The following is a 14203-nucleotide window of genomic DNA, read 5'->3' as shown; positions in this document are numbered from 1 at the left end:
GACGTTTCGTCTACAGCTTGTACAGTCTGTCTGGTGACCACCGAGCACCCGTGCCGCGCCGCGCTCTTCGCCGATGTCTGAGCCGGACGCGATCCTTGCCGCGCTTGCCCCGGTGGCCGACGGCATCGCGGCGACCCTGGGCTCGTTCTGCGAAGTCGTCGTGCACGACTTCCGCCGTCCGGAGGCCTCGGTGGTGGCGATCGCCGGAGCGGTCACCGAGCGCAGTGTCGGCGGGTCGATGAGCGAAATCGGCATGGGCCTGCTGGCGCAGGGTGACGACGCCGAGGACCGGCTGAACTACGTGACCCGCACAGCTTCCGGGAAACTCGTGAAATCCTCGACGATGCTGCTGCGGGACGGCGGCGGTTCGGTGTTCGGCGCGCTGTGCGTGAACCTCGACGTGACGGCACTGGGGCAGCTGCAGACGCTGGTCGGCGAACTCGCCGACGTCGGGACGACCGCGCAAGCACCGACCACGACGTTCGGCGACGACGTCGACGCGGTGGTGGACGCGATCGTCGACGAACACCAGCTGCGGCTCGCCAAGCCCTGGACCGCGCTCAGCCGCGGCGAACGCCTCGACCTGTTCCGCAGCCTGCACCGGCGCGGGGTCTTCGCCGTACGGCGGGCGGTGCCCCAGGTCGCCGCGCGGATCGGCATTTCCCGCGCCTCCGCCTATCACTACCTCGCCGAAATCCGTGAGCAAGGAGCACCGTGACCCCGCCTGTGACCCTCGATGACGTCCGCGACGCTGCCGCCCGCCTGGCCGGTGTCGCGCACCGGACGCCGGTCGTGCGTTCCCGTACCCTCGACGACCTCGTCGGTGCCGAAGTCCTGCTGAAATGCGAGAACCTCCAGCGCATCGGGGCCTTCAAGTTCCGTGGTGCCTACAACGCGGCCTCCCGGCTTTCTCCGGAGCAGCTGGCCAGGGGCATCGCCGCGTACTCCTCGGGCAACCACGCCCAGGCCGTTGCGCTCGCCGCGCGGGAACTCGGGAGCAGTGCGGTGATCCTGGTCCCCGAAGACACCCCGAAGTCCAAAGTGGATGCCACGCGGGGGTACGGCGCCGAGGTCGTCACCTACGATCGCTACACCGGCGACCGGGTCGCGCTCGGCGAGGCGCTGGCGGCCGAACGGGGACTGGCGCTGATCCCGCCGTACGAGCACCCGCACGTGATCGCCGGACAGGGCACCGCGGCGCTGGAACTGCTCGAAGATTCCGGCCCGGTGGACACTCTGGTCGTTCCGGTCGGTGGTGGTGGTCTCATCGCGGGCAGTTCCACCGCGGCGAAGGCTGTGCAACCCGGTGTCCGCGTCGTCGGCGTCGAACCGGCGGAGGGCGATGACACCAAACGTTCGCTCGAGGCGGGCGAGCGCGTTTCGATTCCCGTGCCGCGGACCATTGCCGACGGTCAGGCCGCCTCGACCCCGGGCGAGCTGACCTTCTCGATCAACCGGAACCTGGTCGACGACATCGCATTGGTCACCGACGACGCGGTCCGTGACGCGATGCGGTTCGCCTTCGAGCGCCTCAAACTCGTCCTCGAACCCAGCGGGGCGACCGGTCTGGCCGCGGTGCTCGGCGGGCAGGCGCCGGTGTCCGGACGGGTCGGGGTGATCATCAGCGGCGGGAACGTCAGTCCGGAGCGTTTCGCGGAACTGATCGCCTCGTAGTGCCACCGGCCGCCGGTGGTTCGGGCTGAGCGGCCGTGCCGTCTCCGGCGACCAGCGCCCGCAACTCGTCGCGGACGGCGGTGAACGCGTCCAGGTTCCGTTCGACCCGGCTGATCGCGAGCGCGCCTTCCGCGGCGGTGATCGCCAGCGTGGCGATCCGGTCGGCGCGCTCGGCGGGCAGGCCGTGGGTGGTGAGGCCGCGCGCGAGGCTTTCGCGCCAGGCGCGGAAGAATCCGGCGCCGGTCTGCCGCAGCGGCGGTGACTGCGCGGCGCGCTCGATGGCGATCGGCACGACCGGGCAGCCGGTCAGGAAGCCGGACTCGGCGAACTCGGCGCCGATCCGGTCGATGCTCGTTTCCAGCAGCTGCGCCGCGGAGGTGCTCTCGGCCACGGCCTGTTCGACTGCTTCGAGCACCTGTGCCGTGCGCAGGGTGATGACCTCCGCGGCGATCTCGTCCTTGCCGCCCTTGAAGTGGAAGGTGACCGAACCGCGGGGCGCGCCGGAGCCCTCGACGATGTCGCTGATCGCGGTGGCGCTGTAACCCTTCTCCCGCATGGTCTTCAGCGACGCCCGGATGATGCGGTCGCGCGTGTCGGTCCGCTGACCCATGGTGGCCCTCCTCGTGCTCGTCGGTCGAAATAGTACGCATCGCCGACCCAGGCAATGCTAGTATGACCGTACGAGCTAGTTGTGGAGGAGTGGTTGATCATGGCCTACCCGTCGGACAGGACCGCGCTGGTTGTCGTCGACGCCACCAATGACTTCATTTCCGAGGGCGGCAAAGCGTGGCCGGGGGTGCGGGACGTGCTGGCCGAGGTCGGCACCGTGGCCACCATGAAGCGCGTGCTGGATGCGGCCCGCGCCGCCGGGATCCAGGTGCTGCACGCCCCGATGGAGACCCAGCCGTGGGACTACGGGCCGTGGAAGCACCGGACTCCCAGCCACGACGGGATGTTCGCAGCGCAGCTTTTCCGGGCCGGGACCTGGGGAGCCGAGTTCCACCCCGATTTCGTGCCCGCCGAGGGCGAGGTGGTCGCCACCCCGCACAAGACGTTCAACGCGTTCCACGGCACCGACCTGGACACCCAGTTGCGCCAGCGCGACCTCGACCACCTGATCCTTTGTGGACTGACCACCAACACCTGCGTGGACTCCACCGGTCGCGATGCCGTCGAGAGGGGCTACCACGTCACGTTCGTCTCCGACGCCGTCGCCACCTTCACCATGGAGATGCAGCAGGCGACGATCGAGCAGAACTGGCCCCGCTACGCCCACCGCATCCTGACCGGCGCCGAGCTCGTCACCGAACTGGGGTGAGACTCCCGGTGCTCAAGCGGCCGGTGCCTCCCATCGGGCCGCGTGCTCCTGGACGAACTCGGCGAAGCTGCGGGGAGGGCGGCCGGTCAGCTCGAGTACTGCAGTGCTGATCTCGTCTTCCCGGCCGGTTCGGACGCCGGCATCGGCGGCGGCGAGGATTGCCGCGAAGTCCGCGGGCATGCCCGCGGCCCGCAGCTCGGTCGCCTGCTCGTCCGCACTGGCGTGGACCACGCGCACCGGCCGTCCGGCGACGGCGGTGATGATCGCGGCCGCCTCCGGGTAGCTGAGCGCCTCCGGACCGGTGAGGAGGTGGTCACCCGCGTGGCCGGGGGTGTCGTCAGGATCAAGCAGCAGCGCCGCGGCGGTTGCCGCGATGTCCCGCGCGTCGATCCATCCCAGCCTGCCGTCACCGGCGGCGGTGCGGATCTCGCCGTCCCGCCGGATCCGCTCGCCCAGCGGGTGCGGGCTCAGGAAGTTCTGCATGAATCCGGACGCGCGCAGCACGGACCAGCCGGGCTGGGCCCGGACCTGGGCGGCCAGTTCCGGTGCGCGGGGAGCGAGCGGGATGGCGGAGTCGAGGAGCACCACCTTGCGCACGCCGAGACGCTGCGCCTCGGCCAGGAACGGACCGACCGTCGGCACCGGGTCCACGCTCTGCACCGGCGGTACCAGGAAAACCCGGTCCGGTCCCGCCAGTGCGGCCGGATGGGTGGCCGGGTCATCCCAGTCGAACCGGATCGCGTCCGGGTCGCCGGCGGCCGGGTTGCGGCTGGCCACCCGCACCGGCACGCCGCTTCCGCGCAGCAGCCGTACCAGCTCACGACCGGTCTTCCCGGTGCCGCCGGTCACGAGTACGCCGGTCACCGGGGCATCTCCACGGACGTGTTCGCCCGCGGCGTCCCCTTCGCCCGGGGTTGCCGTGACCGTGCCCTACTGTTCGATGCTTGTCGAATCATCACAGGATGCAACGGTAAGCTACGATTCGATGTCCGTCAAACGATTGAAGGGAGGCGGCGGATGCCGCGCGTACTGCCGGAGCCCTCGGCCGACTCCTTCGATCTCACGGTCATCCTCAGCGCGCTCGCCGAACCGGGCAGGCGCGCGTTGATGACCGAGCTGTACCGCAGCACGGATCCGGTCGACTGCGCGGTCGTCGTCGAGAAGGCCGACCTCGGCCTGAGCAACCCGACGATCTCCCACCACTACCGCGTCCTGCGGGAAGCCGGCCTGATCCGGACTGTCGCAGAAGGACGAAAGCGAATCGTGAAAGTCCGCCGCGACGACATGGATGCACGTTTTCCCGGCCTGCTGACCGCAGTTCTCGGGACGTAGCGGACGATGCGCGTGCCCGGCGGAGATACTGACCGTCGGCCATGGCTCGAAAGCTGGTTCATCCCAAGTCCTGGCTCCGAGAAGCTGATCATCTGCGCGCCTCGGACCGTGGATTCACGACACGATCGTCCAGCGGGACGGCTGCCGGTGGTACCAGTGCCACCGGAGCGGACTCCGGAGTTCGACGAGCACCTGACCCGGTGAGCAGCCGTAGCCGGGACGGGAGTGCCGGAGGACGTCCGAGCATTGCTGCCGGGTTGTTCGCCGCGCTATGCTCGGCGGCATGATTACCGGGACGGCATTGCGCCACACACGGATTGGCGACCCGGTGGCCTTCTGAGCGCCGTGCGGGCCGGTGCGGGCCTGCTTTTCATTCGAAGATCCTGCGCTGGTGCGCGGGCACCGCCTCCGTCGGGTTGATCACGAGATACCTCAACCACGACAGGAGAATTCATGCCCACTATGACGCTGCAGATTCCCACCGCGGACGGCCGGGCGGACGCTTTCGCCGCCTTTCCCGGGCACGCCCGGCGGTATCCCGGGGTGCTGATGTACCCGGACGGTTTCGGTATCCGGCCGGCCCTGCGGGAGATGGCCCGCGAGCTGGCCGGGCACGGGTACTACGTGCTCGTGCCCAACGTGTTCTACCGACACGGTCCGGCGCCGGTGATCGAACTTCCCGAATACCTCGGCGAAGAATCGCGGCCTGCGGTCTTCGCGCAGCTGATGCCCTTGATCGAGGCGCATACCGTCGAACGGGTCCGGAGTGACGCCGAAGCCTATCTCGGGTTCCTCGCCACCCGGCCCGAGGTCGGTGCCGGACCGGTCGGGGTGACCGGCTACTGCATCGGTGGTCTCCTGGCGATGCGCACCGCTGCCGCGTATCCCGCCCAGGTGGCCGCCGTCGCCGGATTCCACGCTCCCGTCGGCGCCGACGGGCCCGACAGCCTGCGCCACCTGACCGCGGAGGTCTACCTCGGCCACGCCGAAACCGACCTGACGCCCGAGTCCCTCCGCGAGCTGAACCAAGCGCTGGACGCCGCTGGCGTCGACTACACCTCCGAGATCTACCCCGGCACCATCCACGGCTTCACCATGTCCGACACCGACGCCTTCAACCCGTCTGCACTGCAGCGCCACTGGGACCGCCTGCTTTCCCTCCTCGGCCGCACCCTGGACGCCAGAACGGAAACTCGCTGACCAGCCAGGCACCGCCGCCCAAGAATGCTTTGGGGACAATGGAAACAGCGCGATCGGAGGTGCACGGCGAGGCGGACCGGTCATCGATGGCCGGTTTCGTCAGCAGCGTCGCGGCTGCACCGCGCTCTGCTTTCGCGTGCGGTGGACATCGGCCGAACGGCCACTCTTTCCCGGCTGCCCGGTCGTTCCGGAGTGCTGAATTCCCGTCCTAGGGTGCTCGCGGATCCCGGCTCCGGCCAGGCCGCCACGACATCACACGACGAGGAGAGACTCCCGGATGAGAGCACCGCACACCGCCCTCCGGCGCGGTCTGACGCTGGGTATCGTCACCGCGGTGGTCTCGGCAGGGCCGGCCACCGGAGCGGGCTTCGCGACGCCACTGGCCGGCCCGGATTCCGATCGCGCGGCCACTCCCGTGCTCGACTGGGGTCCTTGCCGGGAGGACACCGGCCCGCCGGGCTCCGAGTGCGCCACGGCCGGCGTGCCGCTGTCCTATCGGGACCCGACCGGTCCGCAGATCTCCTTGGCCCTGAACAAACGGCCCGCCACCGATCCGCAGCACAGGATCGGCACCGTGTTCACCAATCCCGGCGGTCCCGGCGGTGGCGGCCGGATCCCGCCGCGGCTTTCGCCGGCGATCGGCTCCCGCTTCGACATCGTCGGGTTCGACCCGCGCGGCACCAGCGCCTCCACCCCGGTCACCTGTTCCGGCGATCCGGCCGACGACGCGAAACTGAGCCCGGAATTCCCCGTCACCGCAGCCGAAGATGCCGCGGCGATCAAACAGGTCGGTGAAGTCACCGCGCGCTGCGCGCAGCACGCCGGGCCGCTGCTGGGGCACATGTCCACCGCCAACGTGGCCAGGGATCTGGATCTGCTGCGCCGCGCTGTCGGCGACCGCCGGCTGACCTATCAGGGAAGCTCTTACGGGACACATCTGGGCGAGGTGTACGCCAACCTTTACCCGCAGCGGGTGCGGGCCGTGGTGCTCGACGGCGTGCTGCAACCGCAAGAGTGGACCACCGGCCGTCCGTCGCAGAACCGCAGCGCGCCCTACCTCAACCGGACCGAGCCGTATCTCGGCGCGCAGACTGCGCTGAACACCCTGCTGCGGGAATGCGCGGCCCACACCGAGTGCAAGTTCGGCGAGCCCGGTGCCACCGAGCAGAGCCTGCACCGCAAGTACGACGAGGTGCTGGCCAAACTGCGCGAGGGACCGGTCAGCTACCCGGATCCGGACGGTGGCACGCAGCAGATCACCTACCAGGAACTGGTCAACCGGATGCTGACCGGGCTCTACAACCCGGACGCCGCCGAAGCGCTGACGCCGCTCCTGCAGACGGTGTACCTCGGCTCCCGCAATTCCGCGGCCGCGGCGCCCGCGAAGGCCGCTGTGCCGCCACGGTTCTCCGGTGCCGGCGAAACCGGCGCGGAGTCCGACGAGCCGCCGAACGCGTTCAACACCTGGTTCAACGCCGTCGCCTGCACGGACTCGGACAATCCTCGCGATCCGCAGGCGGTCGGCCGCTACGCCCGGCTGGCCGAGCCGTCCGCTCCCGGGTTCGCCTCGGCCTGGGGCTACCGCGCATTGCCGTGCGCGAGCTGGCCGGTGACCGACCCCGACCGCTACACCGGCCCGTGGAACCGGCCGACCGCCAACCCGGTACTGCTCGTGGGCGACCGGCTGGGCGACCCGGCGACGCCGTATGAAGACGCGGTCTCCACCAGCCACCTGCTCGGCCGGGCTCGCCTGCTCACCGCGGACACCGCCGGGCACGGCGTCGCCTACGACGGCCGGAACCAGTGCGTGGACCAGTGGCTGGACGGCTACCTGACCGATCTGAAACTGCCACCGGCAGGCACGGTCTGCGCCGCGGACCGCGGGCCCTTCGACCCGCAACCCGCGTCGCGCTGACTCCTTCCGGGCCGGCCTGAGGTCCGAGCAGCGGAACCGCCCCGGTCGGGCAGCCACGACCGTTGTCCGCATTCCGCCGAAGGACTTTGTGGCGGGGGACCGTCCGGAAGCCGATCCGTGCCGCACACCACATCGGCGTCGAGCCTCGGATCGGATCGGGCGAGTTCGGGCGCCGCCGGGACGCGGTCACCGAACCTCGCGCGCCGGTCTTCGGTACCCGGCTGCCACTGAGCGGCAACCAGCACTGGCGTCTCCCCGTCGCCGCGTTCCACTGTGGTGGTGGAAGCACCCCAGCGCCGCAGGGTGCGTGAATCCGTTGTTGTTGAGGAGAAAACCTTCATGCACCACGACTTTCCGACGCTCGGCCTGACGCCGGAAGAGCTGTTGACCACCACCCGTGCGGTCCGGTACCGGCTCGATCTGGACCGGACGGTCGACCCCGAACTGCTGCGCCGCTGCGTGGAACTCGCGACCCAGGCGCCGACCGGACGGCACGAACAGGGCTGGGGCTTCGTCGTCGTGACCGATCCGCAGCGCCGGGCGGCGCTCGCCCGGTTGTGGCGCAAGGGGCTCGGCCAGGGCGACAGTCCGATGTCCGAGGAAGCGCTGCGCCGCGCCTACGTCCGGCCCGGGTCGATGGACCGGGTGTGGAGCGGCCTGCGGTATCTCGCCGAGAACCTGCATCAGGTGCCCGCGCTCGTCGTTCCCTGTATCCAGGGCCGCACCGACGGGCTCGGCGCCGACCGGCAGGCGGGCAAGTGGGCCTCGCTCTACCCCGCCGTGTGGAGCTTCATGCTTGCCGCCCGGTTGCACGGACTCGGCACGGTCATGACGCTCGGCAACATGGCCGTCGAGGAGGAAGTGGCCGAACTGCTGGGCATTCCGTACGACAGCGTGATGCAGGGCGCGGTGATCCCGGTGGCGCACACCATCGGCACGGATTTCCGGCCGGCCCCCAGGATCGCTGTCGACGAGGTGGTGCATTGGGACAACTGGTGATCGTGGCGCAGTTGTCCGGCGAACGCGGGCAGGTGCGCGACGCGGCCCGGTGAAGGTGCGCACCTTCACCGGGCCGCGCACCGGGAGGACTACCCGGTCAGCGTGCCTGCTCGCGGGTCGTCGTCCAGTCCGGTGCGGTGAACCCGGCGCGCTCCAGCGTCTTGACGCCTGCGTCGAAGGCGAGCCGGGCGGCTTCCGCGGGTGGCTGCGCGTCGAGTTCGTCGGAGAACAGTTCCACCGAAACCGGTGCGGTCATTCCGTTGTCCCGCAAGGAATTCAGTGCGGTCATCAGGTCGCCGGTGCCGTGCCCGGGAAGCTGCCGCCGGTGCCTGCCCTCCTCGGTCAGGTCGGGCTCCGGCTCGGCGAGCACGTCGCACAGCTGCACCGTCGTGATCGCGGACGCGGGAAGCCCGGCCAGGTCACCGGGCCGGGCGCCGGACCGGAACCAGTGCCACAGATCGAGGGTGATCCCGCCGTTCGGCCGGTCCGCCGCGGCGACGACCTCCCGGACTTCGCCGATGGTGCGGATCCGGCTGTAGGGCATGAACTCGAAGCCGACCAGCACGCCGTGTTCAGCGGCCCGGTCGCACAACGCGCCGAACGGATCGACCAGACCCGACAGCGGGTGCTCGGCGAACATCGGCACGTTGAGGTGGCGAATCCCGATCTGGTCGGCGAAGCCGAAGATCGTCTTTTCGACCGGATCCTCGCCAAGGGCCCAATCCCAGTTGTGCTCCATTTCCAGCACCCGCACACCGTGCCGGTCGAGCAGTTCGCGAATTTCCCGGTCGGGAATTCCCGCCTCGAGGTAGTCGGATGCGCGCAGGCCGATCCCGGCGAACCCGGCGCCGGCTGCCGCGGACACGCGGGTGCGCAGATCGGCAAAGCGCAGGGTGCTCGCACTGCAGTTCAAGGTTGTCACGGTCACTCCTTCATTGAATTGTCGGCGCCGGTGGCCGACCCAGCCCATTTCCGGGCTACCTGTAACGGTGCTGAAACGGTGTGTTCCGTCGCGAACTCAACGATTGTCCGCGCCACGGATTCCGGCATCGACAGCATCGGGGAATGGCTCGATTCGAGTTCGGTGGCCGAGCCCGTCCGGGTCGCCATCTTGCGCTGGACTTCGGGTGTGCAGGCGCGGTCCTGGGTGCAGATGACGAAATGCGACGGGACAGTCCGCCAGGCGGCGTTGGTGACCGCCGTCGTCCGGGTGCTCGGGTGTTCCGGGGTGAGCCGCTCGGCCGCGCGCGCCGCGTCGGCAGGGGCGCAGTCGTGGTAAAACCCGTGCCGCGCGGTCTCCGGGTCGACCACCAGATAGCCCTCGACCAGCCGGATGGTGTCTTCGCCGAGCTGCGAACCCGGCACCGCGTCGTTGGCCGCCGAGACCGATTCGCCGGGTTCGAGGCAGAACGCGCTGAGGTAGACCAGCGCACGCACCCGGGGCGCGGCGCCGACCTCGGTCAGCAGGGCGCCGCCGTAGGAGTGCCCGACGAGCACGACGTCGCCGGGAATTTCGGCCAGGATACGGCTGAGCTGGTCGCAGTGGCCCCGGAAGGTGAAGTCGCCGGGGGCACGGTCTTTGCCGGGCAAGGTGACCGGTACGCAGGGGTAGCCCTCCGCCTCGAGCAGTTTCGCGACGTGCTCCCACGCCCAGCCGCCGTGCCACATCCCCGGCACGAGAACGATGGTGGGACGAGCGCTCATGATGCGGTCCTTTCCGCCAGGTTGCGGTCTGCTGCGGAGGTTTCCGGTTTCCCGGCGACGTCGATGGTTCCGCCGAACCCCGTGCCGCCGGAATGCTGCGGTCCGGCCGTGGCCGAACGCCAGGGTTCGCTGCCACTGAGCGGCATCTGCGAGGGGATTCGGGTGTGATGGGTGCCACGGACCTGCTTCCGGCGATGGGCGAGCGCCGCTCAGTGGCAGTCGGCGCTTGTGTCCCGGCGTTCGGCGCGATGACACTCCGGGCGAAGGAACGCACAGATCGGGAGGCCTTTCGTTGATGGCAGGACACGACGCGCAGTGCAGGTTGGGACTGATCGGGGCAGGCACATTCGGCCTGCGGCACAGCCGTTTCATCGCGCGCTCGGATCGGGCCGACCTGGTGGCCGCGGCCGATCCCGCGTTCGGTCCGGACCGGCCCGTGCCCGACGAGCTGCACGACCTCGCCCGCTACTGCGACCACCGGGAGATGCTCGCGCGGGGCGACCTCGACGGTGTCATCGTGGCGAGCCCGAGTGAAATGCACGTCTCGCACGCCCTCGACTGTCTCGATGCGGGCGTCGCGGTCCTCGTCGAGAAACCGGTGGCCGTCGACCGCGAGCAGGCGCGCCCGTTGCTCGACCGGGTTGCCGCCGACTCGCGGGCGCGGGTCCTCGTCGGGCATCACCGGCGCCACCATCCCGCGGTCGCCGCGGCCCGGGAGCTGATCGGCCAGGGGCGGCTCGGCGAGATCCGTACCATTGCCGCCGTCTGGGCCACCCACAAATCGGATGCCTACTTCGAGGTCGAATGGCGACGGCGGCAGCCAGGGGGCGGCATGCTGCTGATCAATCTGATCCACGAGGTGGACCTGCTCCGTCATCTGGTGGGGGAGATCGCCTCGGTGGAGGCAATCGCCTCGAACCAGGCCCGCGGGCTCGAGGTCGAGGACACCGCGGGGCTCGTCCTGCGCTTCGCCAACGGTGCGATCGGCACTCTGGTCGGCTCCGACTCCGCGGTCTCGCCGTGGGGATGGGACCAGGCCACTGAGGACGATCCCACCTTCCCGTACCACCCCGGGCAGCCCTGTCTGCTGATCGCGGGCTCGCGAGGCGCTGTCTCGGTGCCGGACATGACGGTGTTCACGCAGCCGGCGCCGTCCTGGCTCGAACCGGTTACGCAGAACCAGATCCCGGTCGAAGGCGCCGATGCGTTCGCGCGCCAGCTGGCGCATTTCGCGGACGTCGCGGCCGGCCGGGCCCGGCCGCTCGTCACGGCCGAGGATGCGCTGCGCAGCTTCGAGGTGGTCCGCACCGCGGCCCGATCACGGGTCAGCTGAGCAGCGGTGCGCTGCCGGAGCACCGCCTTCGTCCTGCCGGACGCGCACGACGTCCTGGTCGCGAACCCGTTCTCGTCGCCCCAGCTGACCCGAGGCGTGCAGGTGGGCTGGTCTGCGGAACGAGGACACGTACCGTGTGACCGTGCTCGTGTCGACGGCTCCGGACCTGAGGAACTCGGTCATGCCCGGCGAATGCCGAGTCGTGGCCGAGGCGTGGCAGCAGTGCGCCGGCGCACGTCGCATCCCTCCCACGGATGGTCGTGATGGCCGGTAATTCCGCCGTTGCGGGGCAGAGCGTCTCCGGGCGGCTCCTTGCGGTGCTGGACTGTTTCGACGTGGCGCACTCCGTGCTCACCCTCACCGAGATCGCTGCCAGGGCCGAGCTGCCCCTCTCCACCGCGCGACGGCTGATCAGCGAGCTGGTGGACTGGGGCGGGCTCGAACGCGTTCCCGGCGGCAGGCATTTCCGGATCGGCATCCGGCTCTGGCGGATCGGCTCGCTCGCGCCTCGGCAACGGGTGCTCAGCGAGGCGGCGTTGCCGTTCATCCAGGACCTGTGCGAGGCCACCCAGGAGAATGTCCAGCTCGCGGTGCTCGACGACGGTGCGGCGCTGTGCATCGAGAAGATCTCGAGCCAGCGGGCGGTCCCGACCGCCACCCTGGTGGGCGGCAGGTTGCCGTTGCACGCCACCGCGGTCGGCAAGGTGCTGCTCGCCTTCTCCCCGCCGCAGGTGTGGCGCGATCTGGCCGCGGCCGGACTGACCGTGCTCACCCGCAACACGATCGTCCAGCCGGGGACGCTGGCCGCCGCGCTGGACGCAGCGGTGGAACAAGGCATTGCCTACTCCTACGAGGAGATGACGCTGGGCGCGGTGTCGGTGGCCGCACCCGTCCACGACTGCTCCGGCGTGTTGCAGGGTGCCCTCGGCATCGTGACGCACTCGCATCTGCGGGTGGAGCAGCTCGGGCCCGCGGTGCGCACGGCCGCGCTCGGGATCTCCCGACGGCTCAGCTGAGGATCGAGTGCCCTCGGGCGCATCCCCGTCGTGCCGCTCGGCGGCAGCTGCCACTGGATGGCACACCACGCTGGCGGCCGCCGCTCGGGACCGGCGATCATCCCGTTGCCCGGCGAACGGGCACCACCCGAGTTCCCACCGCTGCGAGGTCTCCCTCGGCGAGGCCGGTGGACGGCTCGGCTCCGCTTACCGCCACGAAGGAAGGGTGATCAGATGTCCGGGACTCCCGTGGAGTTCGAACACGTGGTGAAGGAGGTGGCCGACGGTGTGCGGCTGCACGCGGTGGTCGCGGGATCCGGGCCCGCGGTCGTGCTGGTGCACGGCTGGCCGCAGACCTGGTACGAATGGCGGCACGTCATGCTCGAACTGGCGCGCACGCACACCGTGATCGCGGTGGATCTCAAGGGTGCCGGTCATTCGTCGAAGCCGCTGACCGGCTACGACAAGGTCACCATGGCGTACGAACTCGACCAGCTGCGCGAGGCGCTCGGCTTCGACCGGGTGCAGGTGGTCGGGCACGACATCGGGGCGATGGTGGCCTACGCGTGGGCGGCCACGCACCGCGACACCGTCACCCACCTCGGCTTCCTCGACGCGCCACTGCCCGGTGCTTCGCTGTGGGACGGCATCTACGCGGATCCGAAGGTGTGGCATTTCGCCTTTCACCTGCACCGGGACATGCCGGAGTTCCTCATCCAGGGCCGTGAATACGGCTACGTCGAGGCGTTCTTCCGCGATCGCGGCACCAACCACGGCGCGTTCACCGACGAGGAAATCGGCGTCTACGCCCGCGCACTGGCCCAGCCGGGCGCCCTCCGGAGCAGCCTCGAGTGGTACCGCGCTTTCCCGCAGGACTCCGTCGACAACCGGCGGCTTGCCCAGGAACCCCTCGCCATCCCGGTTCTCGCCCTCGGCGGCGAGGACCGCTGGGGACCCCGCATCGTGTCCATGCTCCGGGAGTTCGCCACGGACGTCACCGGCGGGTCGATCCCGGACTGCGGGCACTGGGTCGCCGAGGAGCGCCCCGCCGCCGTCCTGGCCGCCCTCGATACCTTCCTGGCCTCCTGATGGCCACGCCGAGCGCGGCCGAGGACCGGACCGCGATCCGCCAGCTGACCGAGAATTGGGTGCTCTGGCGGGATGCGGGTGACTGGGACCGCTTCGCCACCGTCTGGCATCCCACCGACGGATGGATGACCGCGACCTGGTTCCAGGGCCGTGCCGCGGATTTCGTCGAGGCGTCCCGTGCGGGCTTCGAACGGGGCGTCTCGATCCTGCACTTCCTCGGCGGGCACACCGCCGATGTCGTGGGCGATCGGGCCGTCGCGCAGACGAAGATGACGATCAGCCAGCGCGCGGAGGTCGACGGGGTGCTGGTCGATGTGGTGTGCACCGGACGGTTCTACGACTTCTGCGCCCGGGACGAGGGCGGGTGGACGATCGTGCGCAGGCAGCCGGTCTACGAGAAGGACCGGCTCGACGTCGTCGACCCCGGCACCAGGCTCACGCTCGATCCGGTGCTGCTCGGCCGGTTTCCGGTCGGCTACCGGCATCTCGGCTACCTGCAGACGAAGGCGGGCTTCACGGTACGGACCGGGCTGCCGGGTTTGACCGGGCCGGCGGTGCGGCGGCTCTACGACGAGGGCGCGCGCTGGCTGGCCGGCTCGGCGACCGCAGGCGACCCACCCGGCGCGGAGCAAGGAGCCCGCTGA

Annotated in this window: 15 protein-coding genes; 11 read left to right on the top strand and 4 right to left on the bottom strand. The window is 70.1% G+C overall.

Annotated features, from left to right (window positions below):
- The first annotated feature begins 73 nt into the window (after positions 1–73).
- Together ABD793_RS15480 and ABD793_RS15475 are read left to right on the top strand one after the other, a co-directional pair.
- Complete coding sequence (locus ABD793_RS15480; RefSeq protein ID WP_344860318.1) at positions 74–718, top strand: helix-turn-helix transcriptional regulator; 645 nt, start codon at positions 74–76, stop codon at positions 716–718.
- Positions 715–1674 (top strand): pyridoxal-phosphate dependent enzyme, encoded by a 960-nt coding sequence (locus tag ABD793_RS15475; protein ID WP_344860315.1) that lies wholly within the window; start codon positions 715–717, stop codon positions 1672–1674. The genes ABD793_RS15480 and ABD793_RS15475 overlap by 4 nt, the downstream gene beginning before the upstream one ends.
- On the opposite strand, the gene ABD793_RS15470 is transcribed toward ABD793_RS15475, so the two are convergent.
- Positions 1637–2284, bottom strand: coding sequence for a TetR/AcrR family transcriptional regulator (locus tag ABD793_RS15470; protein ID WP_344860313.1), 648 nt, complete (start codon positions 2282–2284; stop codon positions 1637–1639). The genes ABD793_RS15475 and ABD793_RS15470 overlap by 38 nt on opposite strands.
- Positions 2285–2383: 99 nt before the next feature.
- Here ABD793_RS15470 and ABD793_RS15465 point away from each other — a divergent pair, with 99 nt between their 5' ends.
- Positions 2384–2992 (top strand): cysteine hydrolase family protein, encoded by a 609-nt coding sequence (locus tag ABD793_RS15465; RefSeq protein WP_344860311.1) that lies wholly within the window; start codon positions 2384–2386, stop codon positions 2990–2992.
- Positions 2993–3004: 12 nt separating this feature from the next.
- On the opposite strand, the gene ABD793_RS15460 is transcribed toward ABD793_RS15465, so the two are convergent.
- On the bottom strand, positions 3005–3856 hold the full coding sequence (locus ABD793_RS15460) for an NmrA family NAD(P)-binding protein (RefSeq protein WP_344860309.1): 852 nt from the start codon (positions 3854–3856) through the stop codon (positions 3005–3007).
- Between the two features lie 153 nt (positions 3857–4009).
- Between ABD793_RS15460 and ABD793_RS15455 the strand changes: the two genes are divergently transcribed.
- The 4 genes from ABD793_RS15455 (at position 4010) to ABD793_RS15440 (ending at position 8438) form a co-directional block, all read left to right on the top strand.
- The gene (locus ABD793_RS15455; RefSeq protein WP_344860307.1) at positions 4010–4324 is read left to right on the top strand and encodes an ArsR/SmtB family transcription factor; all 315 of its coding nucleotides are present in this window, start codon (positions 4010–4012) and stop codon (positions 4322–4324) included.
- Positions 4325–4777: 453 nt separating this feature from the next.
- Positions 4778–5524: a dienelactone hydrolase family protein gene (locus ABD793_RS15450; RefSeq protein ID WP_344860305.1), complete on the top strand. Its 747-nt coding sequence runs from the start codon at positions 4778–4780 to the stop codon at positions 5522–5524.
- A gap of 277 nt (positions 5525–5801) precedes the next feature.
- Positions 5802–7439, top strand: coding sequence for an alpha/beta hydrolase (locus tag ABD793_RS15445; RefSeq protein ID WP_344860303.1), 1638 nt, complete (start codon positions 5802–5804; stop codon positions 7437–7439).
- A 339-nt stretch (positions 7440–7778) separates the two neighbouring features.
- Positions 7779–8438: a nitroreductase family protein gene (locus ABD793_RS15440; protein WP_344860301.1), complete on the top strand. Its 660-nt coding sequence runs from the start codon at positions 7779–7781 to the stop codon at positions 8436–8438.
- Positions 8439–8535: 97 nt separating this feature from the next.
- On the opposite strand, the gene ABD793_RS15435 is transcribed toward ABD793_RS15440, so the two are convergent.
- On the bottom strand, positions 8536–9360 hold the full coding sequence (locus ABD793_RS15435) for a sugar phosphate isomerase/epimerase family protein (RefSeq protein WP_344860299.1): 825 nt from the start codon (positions 9358–9360) through the stop codon (positions 8536–8538).
- Positions 9361–9362: 2 nt separating this feature from the next.
- The gene (locus ABD793_RS15430) at positions 9363–10142 is read right to left on the bottom strand and encodes an alpha/beta fold hydrolase (RefSeq protein WP_344860297.1); all 780 of its coding nucleotides are present in this window, start codon (positions 10140–10142) and stop codon (positions 9363–9365) included.
- Positions 10143–10437: 295 nt separating this feature from the next.
- Between ABD793_RS15430 and ABD793_RS15425 the strand changes: the two genes are divergently transcribed.
- The 4 genes from ABD793_RS15425 to ABD793_RS15410 all read left to right on the top strand — a co-directional run bounded on the left by ABD793_RS15425 (position 10438) and on the right by ABD793_RS15410 (position 14203).
- Positions 10438–11475, top strand: coding sequence for a Gfo/Idh/MocA family protein (locus ABD793_RS15425; protein ID WP_344860293.1), 1038 nt, complete (start codon positions 10438–10440; stop codon positions 11473–11475).
- A 263-nt stretch (positions 11476–11738) separates the two neighbouring features.
- The gene (locus ABD793_RS15420; protein ID WP_344860290.1) at positions 11739–12491 is read left to right on the top strand and encodes an IclR family transcriptional regulator; all 753 of its coding nucleotides are present in this window, start codon (positions 11739–11741) and stop codon (positions 12489–12491) included.
- Positions 12492–12704: 213 nt separating this feature from the next.
- The gene (locus tag ABD793_RS15415) at positions 12705–13559 is read left to right on the top strand and encodes an alpha/beta fold hydrolase (protein WP_344860287.1); all 855 of its coding nucleotides are present in this window, start codon (positions 12705–12707) and stop codon (positions 13557–13559) included.
- Positions 13559–14203 carry a nuclear transport factor 2 family protein gene (locus tag ABD793_RS15410; protein ID WP_344860282.1) on the top strand — a complete coding sequence of 215 codons (645 nt, stop codon included), beginning with the start codon at positions 13559–13561 and terminating at the stop codon, positions 14201–14203. Before ABD793_RS15415 ends, ABD793_RS15410 begins: the two co-directional genes overlap by 1 nt.

The organism is Amycolatopsis ultiminotia (assembly GCF_039536925.1).
Lineage (GTDB): Bacteria > Actinomycetota > Actinomycetes > Mycobacteriales > Pseudonocardiaceae > Amycolatopsis > Amycolatopsis ultiminotia.
The sequence above is the reverse complement of the archived record's forward strand: the minus strand, read 5'-3'. Positions and strand labels throughout refer to the sequence as shown.

Excerpts from the sequence above, each read along its gene's own strand:
- ABD793_RS15480 (WP_344860318.1), top strand. The coding sequence starts at position 74 with ATGTCTGAGCCGGACGCGATCCTTGCCGCGCTTGCCCCGGTGGCCGAC.
- ABD793_RS15470 (WP_344860313.1), bottom strand. The coding sequence starts at position 2,284 with ATGGGTCAGCGGACCGACACGCGCGACCGCATCATCCGGGCGTCGCTG.
- ABD793_RS15465 (WP_344860311.1), top strand. The coding sequence starts at position 2,384 with ATGGCCTACCCGTCGGACAGGACCGCGCTGGTTGTCGTCGACGCCACC.
- ABD793_RS15455 (WP_344860307.1), top strand. The coding sequence starts at position 4,010 with ATGCCGCGCGTACTGCCGGAGCCCTCGGCCGACTCCTTCGATCTCACG.
- ABD793_RS15450 (WP_344860305.1), top strand. The coding sequence starts at position 4,778 with ATGCCCACTATGACGCTGCAGATTCCCACCGCGGACGGCCGGGCGGAC.
- ABD793_RS15445 (WP_344860303.1), top strand. The coding sequence starts at position 5,802 with ATGAGAGCACCGCACACCGCCCTCCGGCGCGGTCTGACGCTGGGTATC.
- ABD793_RS15440 (WP_344860301.1), top strand. The coding sequence starts at position 7,779 with ATGCACCACGACTTTCCGACGCTCGGCCTGACGCCGGAAGAGCTGTTG.
- ABD793_RS15430 (WP_344860297.1), bottom strand. The coding sequence starts at position 10,142 with ATGAGCGCTCGTCCCACCATCGTTCTCGTGCCGGGGATGTGGCACGGC.
- ABD793_RS15425 (WP_344860293.1), top strand. The coding sequence starts at position 10,438 with ATGGCAGGACACGACGCGCAGTGCAGGTTGGGACTGATCGGGGCAGGC.
- ABD793_RS15420 (WP_344860290.1), top strand. The coding sequence starts at position 11,739 with ATGGCCGGTAATTCCGCCGTTGCGGGGCAGAGCGTCTCCGGGCGGCTC.
- ABD793_RS15415 (WP_344860287.1), top strand. The coding sequence starts at position 12,705 with ATGTCCGGGACTCCCGTGGAGTTCGAACACGTGGTGAAGGAGGTGGCC.
- ABD793_RS15410 (WP_344860282.1), top strand. The coding sequence starts at position 13,559 with ATGGCCACGCCGAGCGCGGCCGAGGACCGGACCGCGATCCGCCAGCTG.